Origin of the sequence: Diaphorobacter sp. LI3 (genome assembly GCF_022807955.1) — a bacterium.
Taxonomy (GTDB): Bacteria; Pseudomonadota; Gammaproteobacteria; order Burkholderiales; family Burkholderiaceae_C; genus Diaphorobacter; species Diaphorobacter nitroreducens.
This window is the reverse complement of the sequence record NZ_CP094346.1, coordinates 1,842,105-1,858,747: the sequence shown is the minus strand read 5'-3', so window position 1 is coordinate 1,858,747 and position 16,643 is coordinate 1,842,105. Positions and strand designations below refer to the sequence as shown.

Genomic DNA, 16,643 nt, shown 5'->3' with positions numbered 1-16,643 from the left:
TCGGCGCGCGCCAGCGCCCCGCCACGCTAGCGCTGCAGTGCCAGCGGCGCCGCCCGACCGGCGCTTGCGGCCTCGTCGTGCAGCCGGAAGGTGCCCACCACGTCGGACAGGCGCACGGACTGGTCTTTGAGGCTGGCCGCCGCTGCGGCGCTTTCTTCCACCAGTGCCGCGTTCTGCTGGGTCATCTGATCCAACTGCGCCACGGCTTGGCCTACCTCGCCAATGCTGGTGCTTTGCTCGTTCGTGGAGGCGGTGATCTCGGCCATGATGTCCGTGACGCGCTGCACCGACTGCACGATGTCTGCCATGGTGGTGCCCGCATCGTTGACCAGCCGCGAGCCCTCTTCCACCTGCGCCACCGACGAGCCGATCAGCGCTTTGATCTCGCGCGCGGCCTCGGCGCTGCGCTGCGCCAGGTTGCGCACCTCGCCCGCCACCACGGCGAAGCCCCGGCCCTGCTCGCCCGCGCGCGCTGCCTCGACGGCCGCATTCAGCGCGAGGATGTTGGTCTGGAAGGCGATGCCATCGATCACGCCAATGATGTCGTTGATCTTGCGCGACGCCGCATTGATCTGCTCCATGGTACTGACCACGTTGCCCACCACGGTGCCGCCGTGCTGTGCCACCCCCGCCGCCTGCGCGACCATCTGATTGGCCTGGCGGGCAGCGTCGGCGTTGTGGCGCACCGTCTCGGTGAGCTGCTGCATCGAGGCGGCTGTCTGCTGCAGGCTGGAGGCCGTCAGCTCGGTGCGGCTGGACAGGTCCTGGTTGCCCGTGGCGATCTCTTCCGACGCCAGACGCACCGACTGGCTCGCATCCCGGATCTGCGCCAGCACACCCGAGAGCTTGGTGGCAAAGTTGTTGAAACTGCCCGCGATCTGCGCGAGTTCGTTCTCGCCCTGCGCGTCGATGCGGCGCGACAGGTCGCCGTCGCCCTCGCCAATCTGGTGCATGGCGTCGCGCACCTGGGTGAGTTGGCGCAGGCGCCGCGCCAGTACTCCTGCCAGCAGCAGGGTGGCGATAACCAGTACCGCAATGCCGGCCACCAGCGAAACGCGCAGCATGCTGGAGATGGCGGCCAGCGCCTCGTCACGGTCCTGGGCAATCACCAGCATCCAAGGGGTGTCCGGAACCTTGGAGACATGCAGCAACATGGGCCGGCCCTGCAGTTCCATGGCCTGCAGCGCACCGCTTTGCGCAATGCCGGCCAGGCCCTGCGCCGACAGCGCGGGGGCGATGTCGGTCGCCGGCTTCAGCGCCAGCTTGGCGTCGGGGTGGGCGATGATGGCGCCGTCACCTCCGACGAGAAAGGCGTAGCTGGACGGCGTGGGCTTGATGGAGGTGACGTTGGCAATCACCGCAGCCAGCGAAACATCGCCGGCCATCACGGCCTTGACGCTGCCCCCTTCGCGGGCGGCGCGCGCGAAAGTCACCACCAGGCCGTTGCCGCCCGCGTCCGCATACGGGGCGGTGAGAACGCTCCCGCTGGCCTGAGCGGCTTGCTGGTACCAGGGCCGCGTGGTGGGGTCGTAATCGGGCGGCAGGTTCTGGGGCGACGAAAACGCCGTCCGCTTGTCGGCGTAGCCAAAGTAGCTGACCAGGAAGTCCCCCGCCTTGGACAGCATCAGCAGCGCCTTGGGAGGCTGCTCGTCATCCAGCGCCGCGCCTGCAGCCTCCACGATGGCCGCCTTGGCGTTGGCCCAGGTGCGCAGCGTTTCCACATGGCTGTGCGCGAGCAGCTGCGTTTCGGACGCCAGCGACGCATGGGCGTGCGAGCGGGCGGTCCACAGATTCGCCGCCGAGAGCGCGACCAGCGCCACCACGAGGCAGGCCAGCGATACCAGCAGAATCTGGCCCTTGAGAGACTTCCACAGAGACATACGTAACCCTTCTTCCTGCGGCGATGCGCGTCCGCACGAGGAAAGATAATACGTTTTGATACAAGTAAGTGACAAAAAAAGGCGGGGATTCCCCCACCTTTTTCAAGGATCGGCGCGTCGCTGACTGCGCGTGCGCCTCCCGCCTTAGCGGCTGTCCGCCTTGGTGTCCGTGAAACGGCCGTAGCTCTGCAGACGCTCGTAGCGGCGGTCCTGCAGTTCCTTGGGCTTGAGGTCCGACAGCTGGCGGTAGGCGTCGCCCAGGGCACGCTTGAGGAAGGCGGCCATCTGCTTGTGGTCGCGGTGTGCGCCCCCCACGGGCTCGTTCACGATCTTGTCCACCAGACCCAGGGCCTTCAGGCGGTGCGCCGTGATGCCCATGGCCTCGGCGGCATCCTGCGCGCGGTCGCTGGTCTTCCAGAGGATGGACGCGCAGCCCTCGGGGCTGATGACCGAGTAAATCGAGTATTGCAGCATGATGACCTGGTCGGCCACGCTGATGGCCAGCGCACCGCCGGATCCGCCTTCGCCGATCACCGTGGTGATGATCGGCACTTCCAGCTGGGCCATCTCGTAGATGTTGCGGCCGATGGCTTCGGACTGGCCGCGCTCCTCGGCGTCGATGCCGGGGTATGCACCGGGCGTATCGACGAAAGTGAACACGGGCAGCTTGAACTTCTCGGCCGTCTTCATCAGGCGCAGGGCCTTGCGGTAGCCCTCGGGCCGGCTCATGCCGAAGTTGCGCGCGGTGCGCTCCTTGGTGTCGCGGCCCTTCTGGTGGCCCAGCACCATGCAGGCGTGGCCGTTGAAGCGCGCGAGCCCCCCCACGATGGACTGGTCGTCCGCGAAGTGCCGGTCGCCGTGCATTTCCACGAAATCCGTGAAGATCTCGCGCACGTAGTCCATGGTGTACGGGCGCTCCGGATGGCGCGCGATCTTCGTGATCTGCCAGGGGGTCAGGTCACTGTAGATGTCCTTGGTGAGCTGCAGGCTCTTCTTGCTGAGCTGGTCAATCTCCTCGGAGATGTCCACCGCGCTCTCGTTCTGCACATAGCGCAGTTCTTCGATTTTGGATTCCAGCTCGCCAATGGGCTGCTCGAAGTCCAGAAAGGTCTTTTTCGCCAACTTGTTTTCTCCTCGGGGCGGTGCCCGGTACCGGCCGCCCTGCGTTGTTCAGTAGTCCACCGGCAGGGGGGCGAGCGACCGCCAAATATACCAACTCGCCACGCTGCACCAGGGTTTCCACGCATCAGCCACTTCGCGCGCATCGCTGCGGCTGACCGGATCGCCCGAAAAATAATGCTGGCTGATGCCCTGGATCAGCGTGGCATCGTCCAGCGGCAGCACGTTCGGCCGCGCCAGATGGAAGATGAGGAACATATCCGCCGTCCAGCGGCTGATGCCGCGGATCGCCACCAGCTCGGCAACGATGGCCTGGTCGTCCATCTCGTCCCACTGCTTCACGTGCAGCCGGCCGCTGTCGAAGTGCAGCGCCAGGTCCACCAGGTACTCCACCTTGCGTGCCGACAGGCCGGCCGCACGCATGTCGTCCACCTTGAGCTTGAGCACGCTGCGCGGCGTCATGCTGCGCGACAGCGCGGCGAACTGGTCCCACACGCGCTGCGCCGACGCCACCGACACCTGCTGGCCCACGATGGAGCGCGCCAGCGTGGTGAAGGCGTCGCCGCGCTGGGTCAGGGCCACGTTGCCTACCTGGGGAATCAGGCGACGCATCACGCGGTCCTTCTTGGTCAGATGCCGGCAGGCCTCTTCCCAATAGCTGGGGGGCGTGAGGGACGGAGGTGCATCCGCTATTTTTTTAGTAGCTGCCACCGCTTACCCCACAAGCCCTACATGCCAATTTGAATCGAAACCCATTTACTGAGCCGCCTCCCAGGTCGTGCCCGTGGCGGAGTCCTTGAGCACGATACCCTGCGCCAGCAGATCATTGCGGATGCGGTCGGCCTCGGCGAAGTTCTTGGCCGCCTTGGCGGCGGCGCGCGCGGCGATCTGCGCCTGGATGGCCGCCTCGTCCAGCCCGGCGCCTGCTTTCAGAAAGTCCTGCGGATCCGCCTGCAGCAGCCCCAAGTGGCAGCCCAGCGCCTTCAGCAAGCCCGCCGCGGCGGGCGACTTGCTGCGGTTCACCTCACCGGCCAGGTCGAACAGCACGGCCACCGCTTCGGGGGTGCCGAAGTCCTCGTCCATGGCCGCCTTGAAGCGGGCGGCGTAGCCTTCGGCCCAGTCCACCTCGACCGGGGCCGGTGCCACCAGGCTCAGCGCGGTGTACAGGCGCTTGAGCGCGGCACGCGCATCGTCCAGGTGCACGTTGCTGTAGTTCAGCGGGCTGCGGTAGTGGCTGCGGACCACGAAGAAGCGCACAGTCTCCGCGTCGTATTCCTTGAGCACGTCGCGGATGGTGAAGAAGTTGCCCAGACTCTTGGACATCTTCTCGTTGTCCACGTTGATGAAGCCGTTGTGCATCCACAGCCGCGCGAACGGTTTGCCCGTGGCGCCCTCGCTCTGGGCGATCTCGTTCTCGTGGTGCGGAAACTGCAGATCGGCGCCACCGCCGTGGATGTCGAAGCTCTCGCCCAGCAGCGCGCAGCCCATGGCGGAGCATTCGATATGCCAGCCCGGGCGCCCCTCGCCGAAGGGGCTGCGCCACTTCACATCGGCTGGCTCTTCGGGCTTGGCGGACTTCCACAGCACGAAGTCCAGCGGGTCGTGCTTGCCGTCCTGCACGGCCACACGCTCGCCGGCATTTAGCTCGTCCAGCGACTTGCCCGACAGCTTGCCGTAGCCGGGGAACTTGCGCACCGCATAGTTCACGTCGCCGTTGCCCGCCTGGTAGGCCAGGCCCTTGCCCTGGAGCGTGCCGATCATGTCCAGCATCTGCGGCACATAGGCGGTGGCGCGGGGCTCGTGCGTGGGACGCTCGATGCCCAGCGCGTCGGCGTCCTGATGCAGCGCGTCGATCATGCGGTCGGTCAGGCTGCGGATGGTCTCGCCGTTCTCCACCGCGCGCTTGATGATCTTGTCGTCGATGTCGGTGATGTTGCGCACGTAGGTCACCGCCAAGCCCGAGGCGCGCAGCCAGCGCTGCACCACGTCGAAGGCGATCATGGAGCGCGCATGGCCCAGGTGACACAGGTCGTACACGGTCATACCGCACACGTACATGCGCACGTGGCCGGGTTCGAGCGGGGAAAACTCCTCCAATGCACGCGACAGCGTGTTGTAGATACGCAAGCTCATGGATGACGGGTCCAGGGAATCGGTGGGTGCGGTGCGCGCCCGGTGCGGCGCGCGACTCAGGGCGGGTGCGCGCGATGGGCGGTGCCGCGGGGCGCGCAGGCGGTCTGCCGCAAGGGCGGCGGGCCCGCCATCAGGAGCGGCAACAGCGTACCGGCATGACAAAACCCCTCCGCTACAATCGGCCGCAGTATAAGCCCGCACCGCGGCCCGACCGCGCTGCTCCGTCTCTCCAACCCCTCCTCCATGACTCCTGCACGCCGACCCGCCCTCCGCTGCCTGCATCTGCTTGCCGCCACTGTGGCCCTGCTCGCAGCTTCATGGGCCCAGGCGGACGAGTACGCCGACATTTCCCGCCTGCTCCAGCTGGGCAAGCCCGCCGAAGCCATCGTGAAGCTGGACCAGCGCCTGGCCGCCACCCCGCGCGATCCGCAGTTGCGCTTCCTGCGCGCCGTGGCGCTGGCCGATTCCGGCAAGCCTGCCGAAGCCATCGATGCCTTCGTGCAGCTGACCGAGGACTACCCCGAGCTGCCTGAGCCCTACAACAACCTGGCCGTGCTCTACGCCAGCCAGAACCAGTTGGAAAAAGCCCGCGCAGCGCTGGAGACGGCGATCCGCACCAAACCCGACTACGCCACCGCCCACGAGAACCTGGGCGACATCCACGCCAAGCTGGCCAGCCAGTCGTATCTGCGGGCGCAACAGCTGGACCGTGCCACGGCCGCCTCGGTGGCGCCCAAGCTCAAGCTGCTGCGCGAGCTGTTCGCCGCCGAATCGAAACCCGCCGCACCCCAGGCCGCCACCCCGGCCAGCCGCTGAGGCGCGCCGTCTTGCGCGCCGGCCCCGACCCCGCATAGCCGGGCGCCGCGGGCCCCCTATCCCTTTCGATCAAGGAGCAACCATGATTTCCAGAAGAAATATCACCCAAACGCTTGCTGGATTTGCGCTAGCAGCTATTTTTACAGTAGCAAATGCCCAGACCGCCAGTGCCGCAGCACCCCAGGTCAAGCTCGCCACCAGCCTGGGTGACATCGTGGTGCAACTGGACCCGGCCAAGGCGCCCAAGACGGTGGAGAACTTCCTGGCCTACGTGGCCGACAAGCACTATGACGGCACGGTCTTTCACCGCGTGATCGATGGCTTCATGGTCCAGGGTGGCGGCTTCACGGCCGACATGCAGCAAAAGCCCACCAAGGCCCCGATCCCGCTGGAAGCCGCCAACGGGCTGAAGAACGACAAGTACACCATCGCCATGGCCCGCACGGCCAACCCCAATTCGGCGACCAGCCAGTTCTTCATCAACGTGGCGAACAACGCCATGCTCAACGCGCCCCAGCCCGACGGCCACGGCTACGCCGTGTTCGGCAAGGTGGTGAGCGGCACCGAGGTGGTGGACAAGATCAAGGCCGTGGCCACCGGCAACCGCGGCATGCACCAGAACGTGCCCACGACCCCCGTGGTCATCCAATCCGCAACCCTGGTCAAGTAACCTGAAAGGACACCCGCCATGAGCAACCCACAAGTCGAACTGCACGTCACCATCAACGGTGCCGAAACGGCCACCCAGGGCGTCATCACGCTGGAACTGGATGCCGTGAACGCACCCAAGTCCACCGCCAACTTCCTGAACTACGTGAACAAGGGCTTCTACGACGGCACGATCTTTCACCGCGTGATCAAGAACTTCATGGCCCAGGGCGGCGGCTTCACGGCCGATATGAAGCAAAAGCCGACCGATGCGCCCATTGAGAACGAGGCCGCCAACGGCCTGAAGAACGACAAGTACACCATCGCCATGGCCCGCACCGGCGACCCGCACAGCGCCACGGCCCAGTTCTTCATCAACGTGGTGGACAACGCCTTCCTGAACCACACCTCCCCCACACCCCAGGGCTGGGGCTACGCCGTGTTCGGCAAGGTGGTTAAGGGCGAGGACGTGGTGGACGCCATCAAGAAGGTGCGCACCACGCGCAAGGGCTTCCACGACGACGTGCCCTTCGACGCCGTGGTGATCGACAAGGCTGTGGCGCTGTAAGCCCTGCGATGACACCATCCGTGCCGCCGATGGACGAGCTGGCCGCGCCAGCCGCGTGGCGCACGGTGGACTTCATCTCCGACCTGCACCTGGAGCCAGCCCAGCCCTCCACGGTGCAGGCCTTGCGGCAGTACCTGCACAGCACGCCCGCCGACGCGGTGTTCCTGCTGGGCGACCTGTTCGAGGTCTGGGTGGGCGACGACGCCATCGACGAGCCGGGCAGCTTCGAAGGCACCTACTGCGCCCTGCTGGCCCAGGCCGCGCACGCGAGGCCGCTGTATTTCATGCACGGCAACCGCGACTTCCTCGTGGGTGAGGGCTTCACGCGCCACACCGGTATACCCGTGCTGGCCGATCCCACGGTGCTCACGTTCGCTGGCCGGCGCTGGCTGCTGTCGCATGGCGATGCGCTGTGCCTGAACGATGTGGAATACCAGCGCTTTCGCATCCTGGCACGCAACCCGCAATGGCAGGCCCAGTTGCTGGCGCGCCCGCTGCACGAGCGCCGCGCACAGGGCCGCAGCGCCCGCAGCGAGAGCGAGGCGCGCAAGCAGGCCGGCGCCGCGGTCTATGCCGATGTGGACAGCCCGGCCGCCATCGAGTGGCTGCGCGCCGCGGGGGCCCAGGCGCTCATCCACGGCCACACCCATCTGCCGGCAGACCATGTACTGGCCCCCGGCCTGGCGCGCCACGTGCTCACGGACTGGGACCTGGACGCCCACCCGCCGCGCGCCGGCGTGCTGCGCCTGACGGCCGAGGGCTTGCAGCGCCTGCCGCTCGTCCCCACGTAGCGGCATGGCACGTAACCGCGCACCCCTGCACTTCCTTCGCCAACTGGCCCTGCGCGTACGCGCCACCGTGGCCCCTCTCCCCGACATCTCCGCGCAACTGTGGTTGCAGACCCTGCGGCGCTACCCATTCCTGCAGGCGCTGCCACTGCATGACCAAGGCAAGCTGCGCGCCCTGAGCGCGCTGTTCCTGGACCGCAAGGAGTTCACCGGCGCCCATGGGCTGGTGGTGACCGATGCCATGGCGGTCTCGATTGCGGCCCAGGCCTGCCTGCCGCTGCTGCACTGGGGCGCTCCCGAGCGTGCGCTGGCCTGGTACGACGACTTCGTGGGTATCGTGGTGCATCCGGCCGAGGCCGTGGCGCGCCGCCAGGCCGTGGATGCCGCCGGCGTGGTGCACCACTACGACGAGGTGCTGTTGGGCGAAGCCATGGAGCGTGGCCCCGTCATGCTGAGCTGGCCCGCCGTGGACGGGGCCGGCCAGGGCGGACCGGACGGACAACCGGCCGCTACCAGCGTGGTGATCCACGAGTTCGTGCACAAGATCGACATGCGCAACGGCCCGGCCGACGGCTGCCCGCCTTTGCCTCCGGGATTCATGGGCACGCGGGGCGCGCGCGCCGCGCACGCGGCCTGGCGCGACGCCTGGGAGCCCGCGTACGAGCAGTTCCGCGAGCAGGTCATCATCGCCGAGCGTTTCGGCGGTGCATGGCCGTGGCTGGATGCGTACGGCGCCACCGCGCCCGCGGAGTTCTTCGCCGTGGCCTGCGAGGCGTACTTCGTGCACCGTGAACGTTTCGGGCAGGAATTCCCCACCCTGCTGCCCGTGCTGGATGCGTTCTTCGGCCGGCCCCTGTCCGGCTGAGGCGGCTTCATTCCCGCCCCTCAACCGCCCCTCAACCGCCCGTCAGCGCGGCCCGCGCCGCCTGCGCAATGCTGGCGGCATCGACCCCAAAGTACGCACGCAGCGCCGCCCGCGTGTCACTGCGGCCAAAGCCATCCGTGCCCAGCGTGCGGTAGCGGCGCCCCTCGGGCACATAGGCGCGCACCGATTCGGGCACGGCCCGCACATAGTCCGTGGCGGCAATGACCGGGCCGCTCGTTCCCTCCAGTACCTGCGTAAGCCAGGGCTTGGCATCGCCTGCATCCCCCCTGTCACGCCCGGCCTCACAGGCCATGCCATCACGCGCCAGCTCGCTCCAGCTCGTCACGCTGACCACGGTGGCTGCGATACCCTCATCGGCCAGCCGTTGCGCCGCCTTTATGACCTCGGTGAGGATGGCGCCGGAGCCCAGCAGGGTCACGTTTTCTTGAGATGAATTTGAGCCACCGCGCCCTTCCAGCAAGCGCTGATAGCTATTGAATACATAGCATCCACGCAGCACCCCTGCATGCGCCTCGGCCGGCAGGTCCGGCTGGGCGTAGTTTTCGTTCATGAGCGTGACGTAATAGAAAACGTCGCGCTGCTCGGTGACCATCTCGCGCATGCCAGCGTCCACGATCACGGCCATCTCGCCCGCGAAGGCCGGGTCGTAGGCCTTGCAGTTGGGGATGGTGGCGGCCACCAGGTGGCTGGTGCCATCCTGGTGCTGCAGGCCCTCGCCGCCCAGCGTGGTGCGGCCCGAGGTGGCGCCCAGCAGGAAACCGCGCGCGCGCTGGTCGGCGGCGGCCCAGATGGCGTCGCCCACGCGCTGGAAGCCGAACATGGAGTAATAGATGTAGAACGGCAGCATGGCCATGCCGTGCACGCTGTAGCTCGTCGCCGCGGCCGTCCAGCTGGCGATGGCACCGGCCTCGCTGATGCCTTCTTCCAAAATCTGGCCGTCCAGCGCCTCGCGGTAGCTCAGCACCGAACCGATGTCCTCGGGCGCGTAGCGCTGGCCCACGCTGCTGTAGATGCCGACCTGCTTGAACAGGTTGGCCATGCCGAAGGTGCGCGCCTCGTCGGCCACGATGGGGACGATGCGCGGGCCGAGCGTAGCGTCCTTGAGCAGCGTGCCCAGTATGCGCACGAAGGCCATGGTGGTGCTCATCTCCTTGCCATCGGCGGCCAGCGCGAACTGCGCGTAGCTGGCGATAGCGGGCACGGGCAGCACGTCGCACACCGTTTCGCGCCGGGGCAGGTAGCCGCCCAGGGCCTGGCGTTGGCGGCGCAGGTACTGCATCTCGGGGCTGTCGTCCCCCGGCTTGTAGAACGCCAGTCCGGTGGCCTGCGCGTCGCTCAAAGGCAGGTTGAAGCGGTTTCGGAATTCGATGAGGTCGGCGTCGTCGAGCTTCTTCTGGCTGTGCGTGGTCATCTTGCCCTGGCCGGCCTGGCCCATGCCGTAGCCCTTCTTGGTGTGCGCGAGGATCACCGTGGGTTGGCCGCGGTGGCGCGCGGCGGCAGCATAGGCCGCGTGGATCTTCACCAGGTCATGCCCGCCGCGCTTCAAGCGGTCGATCTGCTCGTCGGTCATGCCTTGCGCCAGCGCGGCCAGTGCAGGGTTCTGGCCAAAGAAGTGGTCGCGGTTGTAGCGCCCATCCTTGGCGGCAAAGGTCTGCATTTGCCCATCGACCGTGCCTTCGAGCGTGCGCACCAGCGCGCCCGTGAGGTCGCGGGCGAACAGGCCGTCCCAGTCGCTGCCCCAGACGAGCTTGACCACGTTCCAGCCCGCGCCAGCGAACAGGCGCTCCAGCTCGTCGATGATGCGGCCGTTGCCGCGCACTGGGCCGTCCAGGCGCTGCAGGTTGCAGTTGACGACCCAGACGAGGTTGTCCAGCCCCTCGCGCGCGGCGAGCGTGAGGGCGCTCATGGATTCGGGTTCGTCCATCTCGCCGTCGCCGAACACGCCCCACACCTTGCGTGCGGAGCAATCCAGCAGGTTGCGGTGCGTGAGGTAGCGCATGAAGCGCGCGTGGTAGATGCTGCTGATGGGGCCGATGCCCATGGAGCCGGTGGGGAACTGCCAGAAGTCCGGCATGAGCCAGGGATGCGGGTAGCTGGAGAGGCCACGCGCGCCTTGCGCCGGGGCGGTGATCTCCTGGCGGTAGTGCATGAGGTCCTGCTCGCTCAAACGCCCTTCGAGGAAGGCGCGCGCGTACACGCCGGGCGCGCTGTGCGGCTGGAAGAACACCAGGTCGCCCCGGTGCTGGCCTTCGCCCAGACCCTCGCGGGCGCGGAAGAAGTGGTTGAAGCCGCTCTCGAACAGGTCGGCCGCACTGGCGTAGCTGGCAATGTGGCCGCCAAGTTCACCATAGGCCTGGTTGGCGCGCACCACCATGGCCAGCGCGTTCCAGCGCATGATGGACGCCAGACGCTCCTCGATCGCCAGGTCGCCGGGGAACACCCCCTGCTCCTGCACGGACACGGTGTTCACGTAGGGCGTGTTCAGGCCGGGGCGCCAGTCCACGCGCAGTTGGCCGGCCAGCCGGTTCAGCTCGTCCAGCAGAAAGCGCGCGCGCTCAGGCCCTGCCGTGGCCACCAGGGCCTGCAGGGCGTCACGCCATTCGGCGGTTTCCTGGGGGTCGGTATCGGGGCTGGCCGCGGCAGCGAGGGTAGCCAGTGTTGCGAGGGGCGTGGGGGCGTTCATCGCGCCACTGTAGGCCCCGCATACCGAAATAGGATGCCGATTCACACGCTGTTTCACCCTTCATCGGCACAATATGCCGCTCATGGAATGATTTTCAGCATATGAAGCTTGACGCTACCGATTTGCGCATCCTGGCCGAATTGCAGGCCGATGGCGCGCTGTCCAATGTGGAGCTGGCGCGGCGCGTGCACCTGTCGCCCTCACCCTGCCTGGCCCGGGTCAAGGCACTGGAGGCCGCTGGCGTCATCAGCCGTTACGTGGCGCTGGCCAACGCCACGGCGCTGGGGCTGGGGCTCAATGTGTTCATCAACATCAGCCTGAAAAGCCAGAGCAAGGAAGCGCTCTCGGCCTTCGAACAGCGCATCGCCGAGCATGACCAGGTGATGGAGTGCTACCTGATGACGGGCGACAGCGACTACCTGATCCGCGTGGCGTTGCCCGACATCGCAGCGCTGGAACGGTTCATTCTCGAGCAGCTCACGCCCATCCCGGGCATCGAGAAGATCCGCACCAGCTTCACGCTCAAGCAGGTGCGCTACAAGACGGCGTTGCCTCTGCCCACGCCGTAGTGGTCAGCGGCTGGCAGGCGGCGTCGCCTGCGCCGGTATGCGCGCGACGTTGCCCGCCGCCATGTCTCCGGTGGCCACGCGGCGGCGCAGCTCGGCCAGCACGGCCTTCAGGCGGCGCGCATTCTCAGGGCCCATGCGCACCAGCATCTTCTGACCGCTGGAGAGTGCCTGCAGTTGGGGGTCCACGAATTCGTAACGCACCCAGGGCCGGGTGGACGGCACCTCGCCCACCACGGGCACCAGCCGCACCTGCAAGGGCCCCGCCGGCTCGGGCGCGGCGCGCAGGTGGTCGAGTACCGCCACAAGGCGGTCGTTGAAGTAGCGCCCGGGAAAACCCAGTTCTTCATAGGCCGCCTGGAACAGCGGATACATGCGGGCATAGAGCTTCACCGCGGCGTCCACGGGCACGGCTTCGGCCAGCGTGACGAAGGCTTGGTAACGCGCCGCGTTGGCCGGTGCGATGGTCTGCGCAGGCGCATCCTGCGCCCCTTCCACCGTGAAACGGCCGGGCGTGGGCTGCACGGGCCACATGCGCGAGGGTGCCTGGGCGCGTGCGAGGTTGTCGATGGTCGCCACCATGCGGCGCACCAGCCCCTCGGGCTGCAGCAGCGCCGCCGCCTGCGGCCCCAGCAGTTCCGCCAGCGCGCGGGCCACGTAGGCGTCGGAATCGGCCAGCGCGGGCAGCGCGTCGGCCGGGGGTTCCAGCACTTCCACCGGGTTCTGCGGGCCGGACGCGGGTACCTGCGGCGCGGCGGCGGGGGGTGCGGCCTCGACGGCGGGGGCCGCGGGCGCGGGTTCGGGGGCCTGGGTGTGGCGCCACCCGAACCACCAGGCGGCACCCGCGGCGGCGATCGCCACCAGGGCAATGACGGTCCAGACAGAGACCGAGGACTCCTGCCGGGGATGGAATTCGGCGGGGTCTCGTACAGGCATGGCGGTCCTTTCTCCACGAGGCCCCCTCGCACCGTGCAAGGGGCACCTTCGCTTCAATATTGATAGCTATTAGCGCTTGATCCGCCTATGCTACAGCCCTGTTTCATATAAAACCACGTTAAACCACCAGAGGTTACGAGGCTTACCACCGGGGTCAACCGGCGGCGCCTGCGGCCAGGCCGTGCAGCCAGGCCATGGAATCGCGCAGTTCCTCCGGGCGGATTTCGTGCATGCCCGGGTACTCGCGGTAGCTCAGCGCCAGCGGCAGCGTCCGGACATGGTCGCGTATGGCCTGGGCACTGGCCAGCGGAATGACGTTGTCCTGCACGCCATGGCTCACCCAGAGCTGGCGCCCCGCCAGCGCGGCCGGCTGCGCCGCATGGGGCAGCGCCTGCGGCAGCAGCCGGCTGTGCCAGACCATCGCGCCGTGCAGCAGTTCAGGCCGCGTGAGCAGCAGGGTCAGCGCCATGATGCCGCCCTGGCTGAAGCCGCCCGCCACCACGCGCGCGGCGGGAATGCCCAGCTGGCGCGCCGCGGCGTCCACGGTCTGCGCCACCAGCGCGCGGCTGGCGGCCTCCTGCGGCTCGTTGATGCTGCGCGCGCCATCCGCTGCCACGGTGAATTCGAACCAGGCATTGGCCGTCGGCCCCATACGGTACGGTGCGCGCAGGCTCAGTACGTGGTATTGCGGGGGTACATACGGGGCCAGGCCGAACAGGTCCTGTTCGTTGCTGCCCACGCCGTGCATGAGCACCAGCAGCCACGGCTCGGAGCCGGGCGTCGCGGGGCGGTGAAGGAAGGAAAGGGGTAGGTCGAGCATGGGCAACGTCGTGATGGGGGAAGTGTCAGGCAGCCTGCAGCGCGAAGGCGTCCATGGCCAGCATGCCATACATGACTTCGCGGCTCAGATAGTGCGCCTCGGCGCCTTCGCCGCCAGCGCCCAGCGCAAAGAAGATGGGCAGGAAGTGGTCTTCCGTGGGATGCGCACGCCGGGCATGCGGCGCACGGGCGCGGTAGTCCAACAGGGCTGCGGTGTCGCCCTGCTGCAGCTGCGCCTCGATCCAGCGGCTGAATTCCACCACATAGGATGCGGGCTGGTCGGCGCCGCCAAAAAACTCGGCCAGGTTGTGCGTCATGCTGCCAGAGCCCACGACTAGCACGCCCTGCTCGCGCAGGCCGCGCAGCGCCGCACCCATCGCATACACCTCTGCCGGACCGGCACCCACGGGCAGCGCGACCTGCACCACGGGCACGTCGGCCTGCGGGAACAGATGCATCAGCGGCACCCAGGCGCCATGGTCAAAGGGGCGTGCCGCGTCGCCTCGCGCGTCGATGCCAGCCTGCTCCAGCAGGGCCAACACCTCCTGCGCCAGGGCGGGTGCTCCGGCAGCCGGGTACTGGAGCGCATAGAGCGGACGAGGAAAACCGCCGAAGTCGTGCCAGGTCTCGGGCTGCGCCCCGGTCATGACGGTGGCGCCGCGCGCCACCCAGTGCGGCGACATGATGACCACGCCGCGCAAGCGGGGGTACTGCGCCTTCAGTTCAGCGCCCCAGCGGGTGAGCGCCGGGCCGGTACTGCCGGGCTCCAGCGCAAACAGCGGCGCGCCGTGCGAGACGAACAGCACGGGCAGCGCGGCAGCGGTCGTCGAAGAGGTGACAGAAGGGGTATGGGGGGTGTTCATGGCAAAACCTCAGTCCAGGTTGCAATCATGTGGGAGCGACATGCTTGATGCCAAGCGCCATAGACCCCATCACAGCGTCCCATCCATCGCACCAATGCGATGTGAAGCAGCGTCACTCCCCCAGATGGGGCCGCCCGCGCAATGCCTTGACACCTCCGCGCCGGCTTTTGGCCTCCAGCCGCCGCTGCTGCGATCCCAGCGTGGGCCGCGTGGCACGTCGCACGCGCGGCGGCCGCGCCACGCTGTCCACCAGCGCCTGCAGGCGCGCCAACGCATCCAGGCGGTTGGCCTCCTGGGTGCGGTATTGCTGGGCCTTGATGACCAATACCCCCTGCTGGGTGATGCGGCTGTCGCGCAGGGCCAGCAGGCGCTGTTTCACATCTTCAGGCAATGAAGAGGCCGCGATGTCGAAGCGCAGGTGCACGGCGCTGGACACCTTGTTCACGTTCTGCCCGCCCGCCCCCTGGGCGCGCATGGCAGTAAGTTCGACCTCGGCCGGGTCCACGCGCACGCCGGAAGAAGGATTGCCGGAGGCCATGCCCGTCCGTCAGGCGGCCCCGGCGTGCAGGGCGTCGTCCAGCGCCTGCAGGAAGCGCTGCGGACGCTCAAACTGCACCCAGTGGCCGGCTTCCTCGATCAGCGCCATGCCGCGAAAGTCCGGAGCCGCCGCCGCGTACGCCCCCTCCAATGCACCAATCCACTCCTTGTACAGAGCGTCGCTGCGGCCATAGATCGCATGCACGGGGCAAGGCACCAGCGGCAGAGCGCGCGCCAACGCATCGGTGTGCGCCAGGCGGCGGCGGGGCATGCGGTCGCGCACCACATTGGCCACGTGCGTGTTCAACGCCAGGCCGCCCAAACCGTCGATGAGCGAAGTGTCCTGGAGCATCAGCGCCGCCAGGTTGTAGCGGTGCGCCGCAATCTGCCCCTCCTGCGGCAGGTGGCGCCAGGCCTTGAGCTCGAATTGTCGTTGGGGAACCACCCCCATCGCCGGGGCCCCCACCAGCACGAGTTGGCGGGCCAGTTCGGGGTGGGCCGCGAGCAGCAGGCCCGCCGTCAAACCACCGAAGGAAAATCCCACCAGGTCACACGGCCGTGGCCCGAAAAGCGTGCGCAGGCCTTCGGCCAGCGGCTCCACCAGGGCGTCCGCATCGCCCCCCGCGGGTGGTGCGGCCGAATCTCCGAATCCTGGCAGATCGGGGACCCAGACCTCGCGACCACTGTCCTCCAGATCGTGGATGTTGCGCACCCAATGCGTCCAGCTGCCGCTGCCGCCATGCAGCAGTACCAGAGGCAGCACACCCTCCTGGGATGCCCCCCAGACATGCCAGACGATGTCGCCGGTACCGCAGGGGGTGGACTCGCGCCGTGCGCGTTGCTGCAACGCGGTGACTTCAGGAGGCAGGGGCAGCGTGGCGAGCGATGGCGCCTTCACCATTGGGCCAGCCCATCAATGGCAAGGGCGTAGCCCTGCACCCCAAACCCGCACATCACCGCGCGGGCCGCGCCGGCCAGATAGGAGTGGTGGCGAAAGCTCTCGCGCGCATGCACGTTGCTGATGTGCAGCTCTACCACGGGCACTCCCGTGCCCTTCACGGCATCCAGGAGTGCCACGCTGGTATGGGTGTAGGCGGCAGCATTGAGCACGACGCCGGCCAATTGGCCCGCCGCATGCAGCCGGCCGGCCTCGTGGATCCAGTCCACCAGAGCGCCTTCATGGTTGCTCTGGCGAAATACCAGCGCCAACCCGTGGCGTGCACATGCGGCCGTGCAGAGCTGCTCGACATCCGCCAGAGTCTGGGAGCCATACACCTGCGGCTCGCGCGTGCCCAGCAGGTTGAGATTGGGGCCGTTGAGAACGTAAACGGTTTTCGTCATGGAGTGCTAGCGCGGTTCTACCCGCCGCAACGGACCCGCGAATGCGCATTATCGCGGCCA

The 16,643-nt window shown here is 67.7% G+C and carries 17 protein-coding genes; 6 read left to right on the top strand and 11 right to left on the bottom strand.

Features of this window, described 5'->3' with window-relative positions; genetic code table 11:
- Positions 1 to 26 precede the first annotated feature (26 nt).
- The 4 genes from MRB47_RS08675 to cysS all read right to left on the bottom strand — a co-directional run bounded on the left by MRB47_RS08675 (position 27) and on the right by cysS (position 5,132).
- Positions 27 to 1,880 (bottom strand): methyl-accepting chemotaxis protein, encoded by a 1,854-nt coding sequence (locus MRB47_RS08675; RefSeq protein WP_252102452.1) that lies wholly within the window; start codon positions 1,878 to 1,880, stop codon positions 27 to 29.
- 144 nt (positions 1,881 to 2,024) lie between these two features.
- Positions 2,025 to 3,002, bottom strand: coding sequence for an acetyl-CoA carboxylase carboxyltransferase subunit alpha (locus MRB47_RS08670; RefSeq protein WP_011804898.1), 978 nt, complete (start codon positions 3,000 to 3,002; stop codon positions 2,025 to 2,027).
- Between the two features lie 48 nt (positions 3,003 to 3,050).
- Entirely contained in the window at positions 3,051 to 3,710 is a 660-nt protein-coding gene (locus tag MRB47_RS08665; protein WP_123675645.1) for a DNA-3-methyladenine glycosylase family protein, read from the bottom strand.
- A gap of 45 nt (positions 3,711 to 3,755) precedes the next feature.
- On the bottom strand, positions 3,756 to 5,132 hold the full coding sequence (gene cysS / locus MRB47_RS08660) for a cysteine--tRNA ligase (RefSeq protein WP_252102451.1): 1,377 nt from the start codon (positions 5,130 to 5,132) through the stop codon (positions 3,756 to 3,758).
- Positions 5,133 to 5,375: 243 nt separating this feature from the next.
- Between cysS and MRB47_RS08655 the strand changes: the two genes are divergently transcribed.
- The 5 genes from MRB47_RS08655 (at position 5,376) to MRB47_RS08635 (ending at position 8,817) form a co-directional block, all read left to right on the top strand.
- The gene (locus tag MRB47_RS08655; RefSeq protein WP_047351424.1) at positions 5,376 to 5,948 is read left to right on the top strand and encodes a tetratricopeptide repeat protein; all 573 of its coding nucleotides are present in this window, start codon (positions 5,376 to 5,378) and stop codon (positions 5,946 to 5,948) included.
- A gap of 82 nt (positions 5,949 to 6,030) precedes the next feature.
- On the top strand, positions 6,031 to 6,618 hold the full coding sequence (locus MRB47_RS08650; protein WP_252102450.1) for a peptidylprolyl isomerase: 588 nt from the start codon (positions 6,031 to 6,033) through the stop codon (positions 6,616 to 6,618).
- An 18-nt stretch (positions 6,619 to 6,636) separates the two neighbouring features.
- The gene (locus tag MRB47_RS08645; protein WP_047351425.1) at positions 6,637 to 7,164 is read left to right on the top strand and encodes a peptidylprolyl isomerase; all 528 of its coding nucleotides are present in this window, start codon (positions 6,637 to 6,639) and stop codon (positions 7,162 to 7,164) included.
- An 8-nt stretch (positions 7,165 to 7,172) separates the two neighbouring features.
- Positions 7,173 to 7,955, top strand: a complete 783-nt coding sequence (locus MRB47_RS08640; RefSeq protein ID WP_252102449.1) for a UDP-2,3-diacylglucosamine diphosphatase — start codon at positions 7,173 to 7,175, stop codon at positions 7,953 to 7,955.
- Positions 7,956 to 7,959: 4 nt separating this feature from the next.
- Positions 7,960 to 8,817 carry a zinc-dependent peptidase gene (locus MRB47_RS08635; protein WP_220637598.1) on the top strand — a complete coding sequence of 286 codons (858 nt, stop codon included), beginning with the start codon at positions 7,960 to 7,962 and terminating at the stop codon, positions 8,815 to 8,817.
- Positions 8,818 to 8,848: 31 nt separating this feature from the next.
- Here the strand turns inward: MRB47_RS08635 and mdeB are convergent, their stop codons facing one another.
- Positions 8,849 to 11,521, bottom strand: coding sequence for an alpha-ketoglutarate dehydrogenase (mdeB, locus tag MRB47_RS08630; RefSeq protein WP_252102448.1), 2,673 nt, complete (start codon positions 11,519 to 11,521; stop codon positions 8,849 to 8,851).
- Between the two features lie 101 nt (positions 11,522 to 11,622).
- On the opposite strand from mdeB, the gene MRB47_RS08625 reads away from it, so the two are divergent.
- On the top strand, positions 11,623 to 12,090 hold the full coding sequence (locus MRB47_RS08625; protein ID WP_011804889.1) for an Lrp/AsnC family transcriptional regulator: 468 nt from the start codon (positions 11,623 to 11,625) through the stop codon (positions 12,088 to 12,090).
- A 3-nt stretch (positions 12,091 to 12,093) separates the two neighbouring features.
- Here the strand turns inward: MRB47_RS08625 and MRB47_RS08620 are convergent, their stop codons facing one another.
- From MRB47_RS08620 to aroQ, 6 genes are all read right to left on the bottom strand, one after another.
- Positions 12,094 to 13,023, bottom strand: a complete 930-nt coding sequence (locus tag MRB47_RS08620) for a DUF3014 domain-containing protein (protein WP_252102447.1) — start codon at positions 13,021 to 13,023, stop codon at positions 12,094 to 12,096.
- 154 nt (positions 13,024 to 13,177) lie between these two features.
- On the bottom strand, positions 13,178 to 13,843 hold the full coding sequence (locus tag MRB47_RS08615) for an alpha/beta hydrolase (protein ID WP_015913579.1): 666 nt from the start codon (positions 13,841 to 13,843) through the stop codon (positions 13,178 to 13,180).
- Between the two features lie 25 nt (positions 13,844 to 13,868).
- A complete protein-coding gene (locus MRB47_RS08610; protein ID WP_252102446.1) occupies positions 13,869 to 14,705 on the bottom strand; it encodes a DODA-type extradiol aromatic ring-opening family dioxygenase in 837 nt (278 codons plus the stop codon).
- 112 nt (positions 14,706 to 14,817) lie between these two features.
- Positions 14,818 to 15,243, bottom strand: coding sequence for an alternative ribosome rescue aminoacyl-tRNA hydrolase ArfB (arfB, locus tag MRB47_RS08605; RefSeq protein ID WP_252102445.1), 426 nt, complete (start codon positions 15,241 to 15,243; stop codon positions 14,818 to 14,820).
- Positions 15,244 to 15,252: 9 nt separating this feature from the next.
- Positions 15,253 to 16,143: an alpha/beta fold hydrolase gene (locus tag MRB47_RS08600; protein WP_252102444.1), complete on the bottom strand. Its 891-nt coding sequence runs from the start codon at positions 16,141 to 16,143 to the stop codon at positions 15,253 to 15,255.
- The gene (aroQ, locus tag MRB47_RS08595; protein WP_011804883.1) at positions 16,137 to 16,583 is read right to left on the bottom strand and encodes a type II 3-dehydroquinate dehydratase; all 447 of its coding nucleotides are present in this window, start codon (positions 16,581 to 16,583) and stop codon (positions 16,137 to 16,139) included. Before aroQ ends, MRB47_RS08600 begins: the two co-directional genes overlap by 7 nt.
- Positions 16,584 to 16,643: the final 60 nt, after the last annotated feature.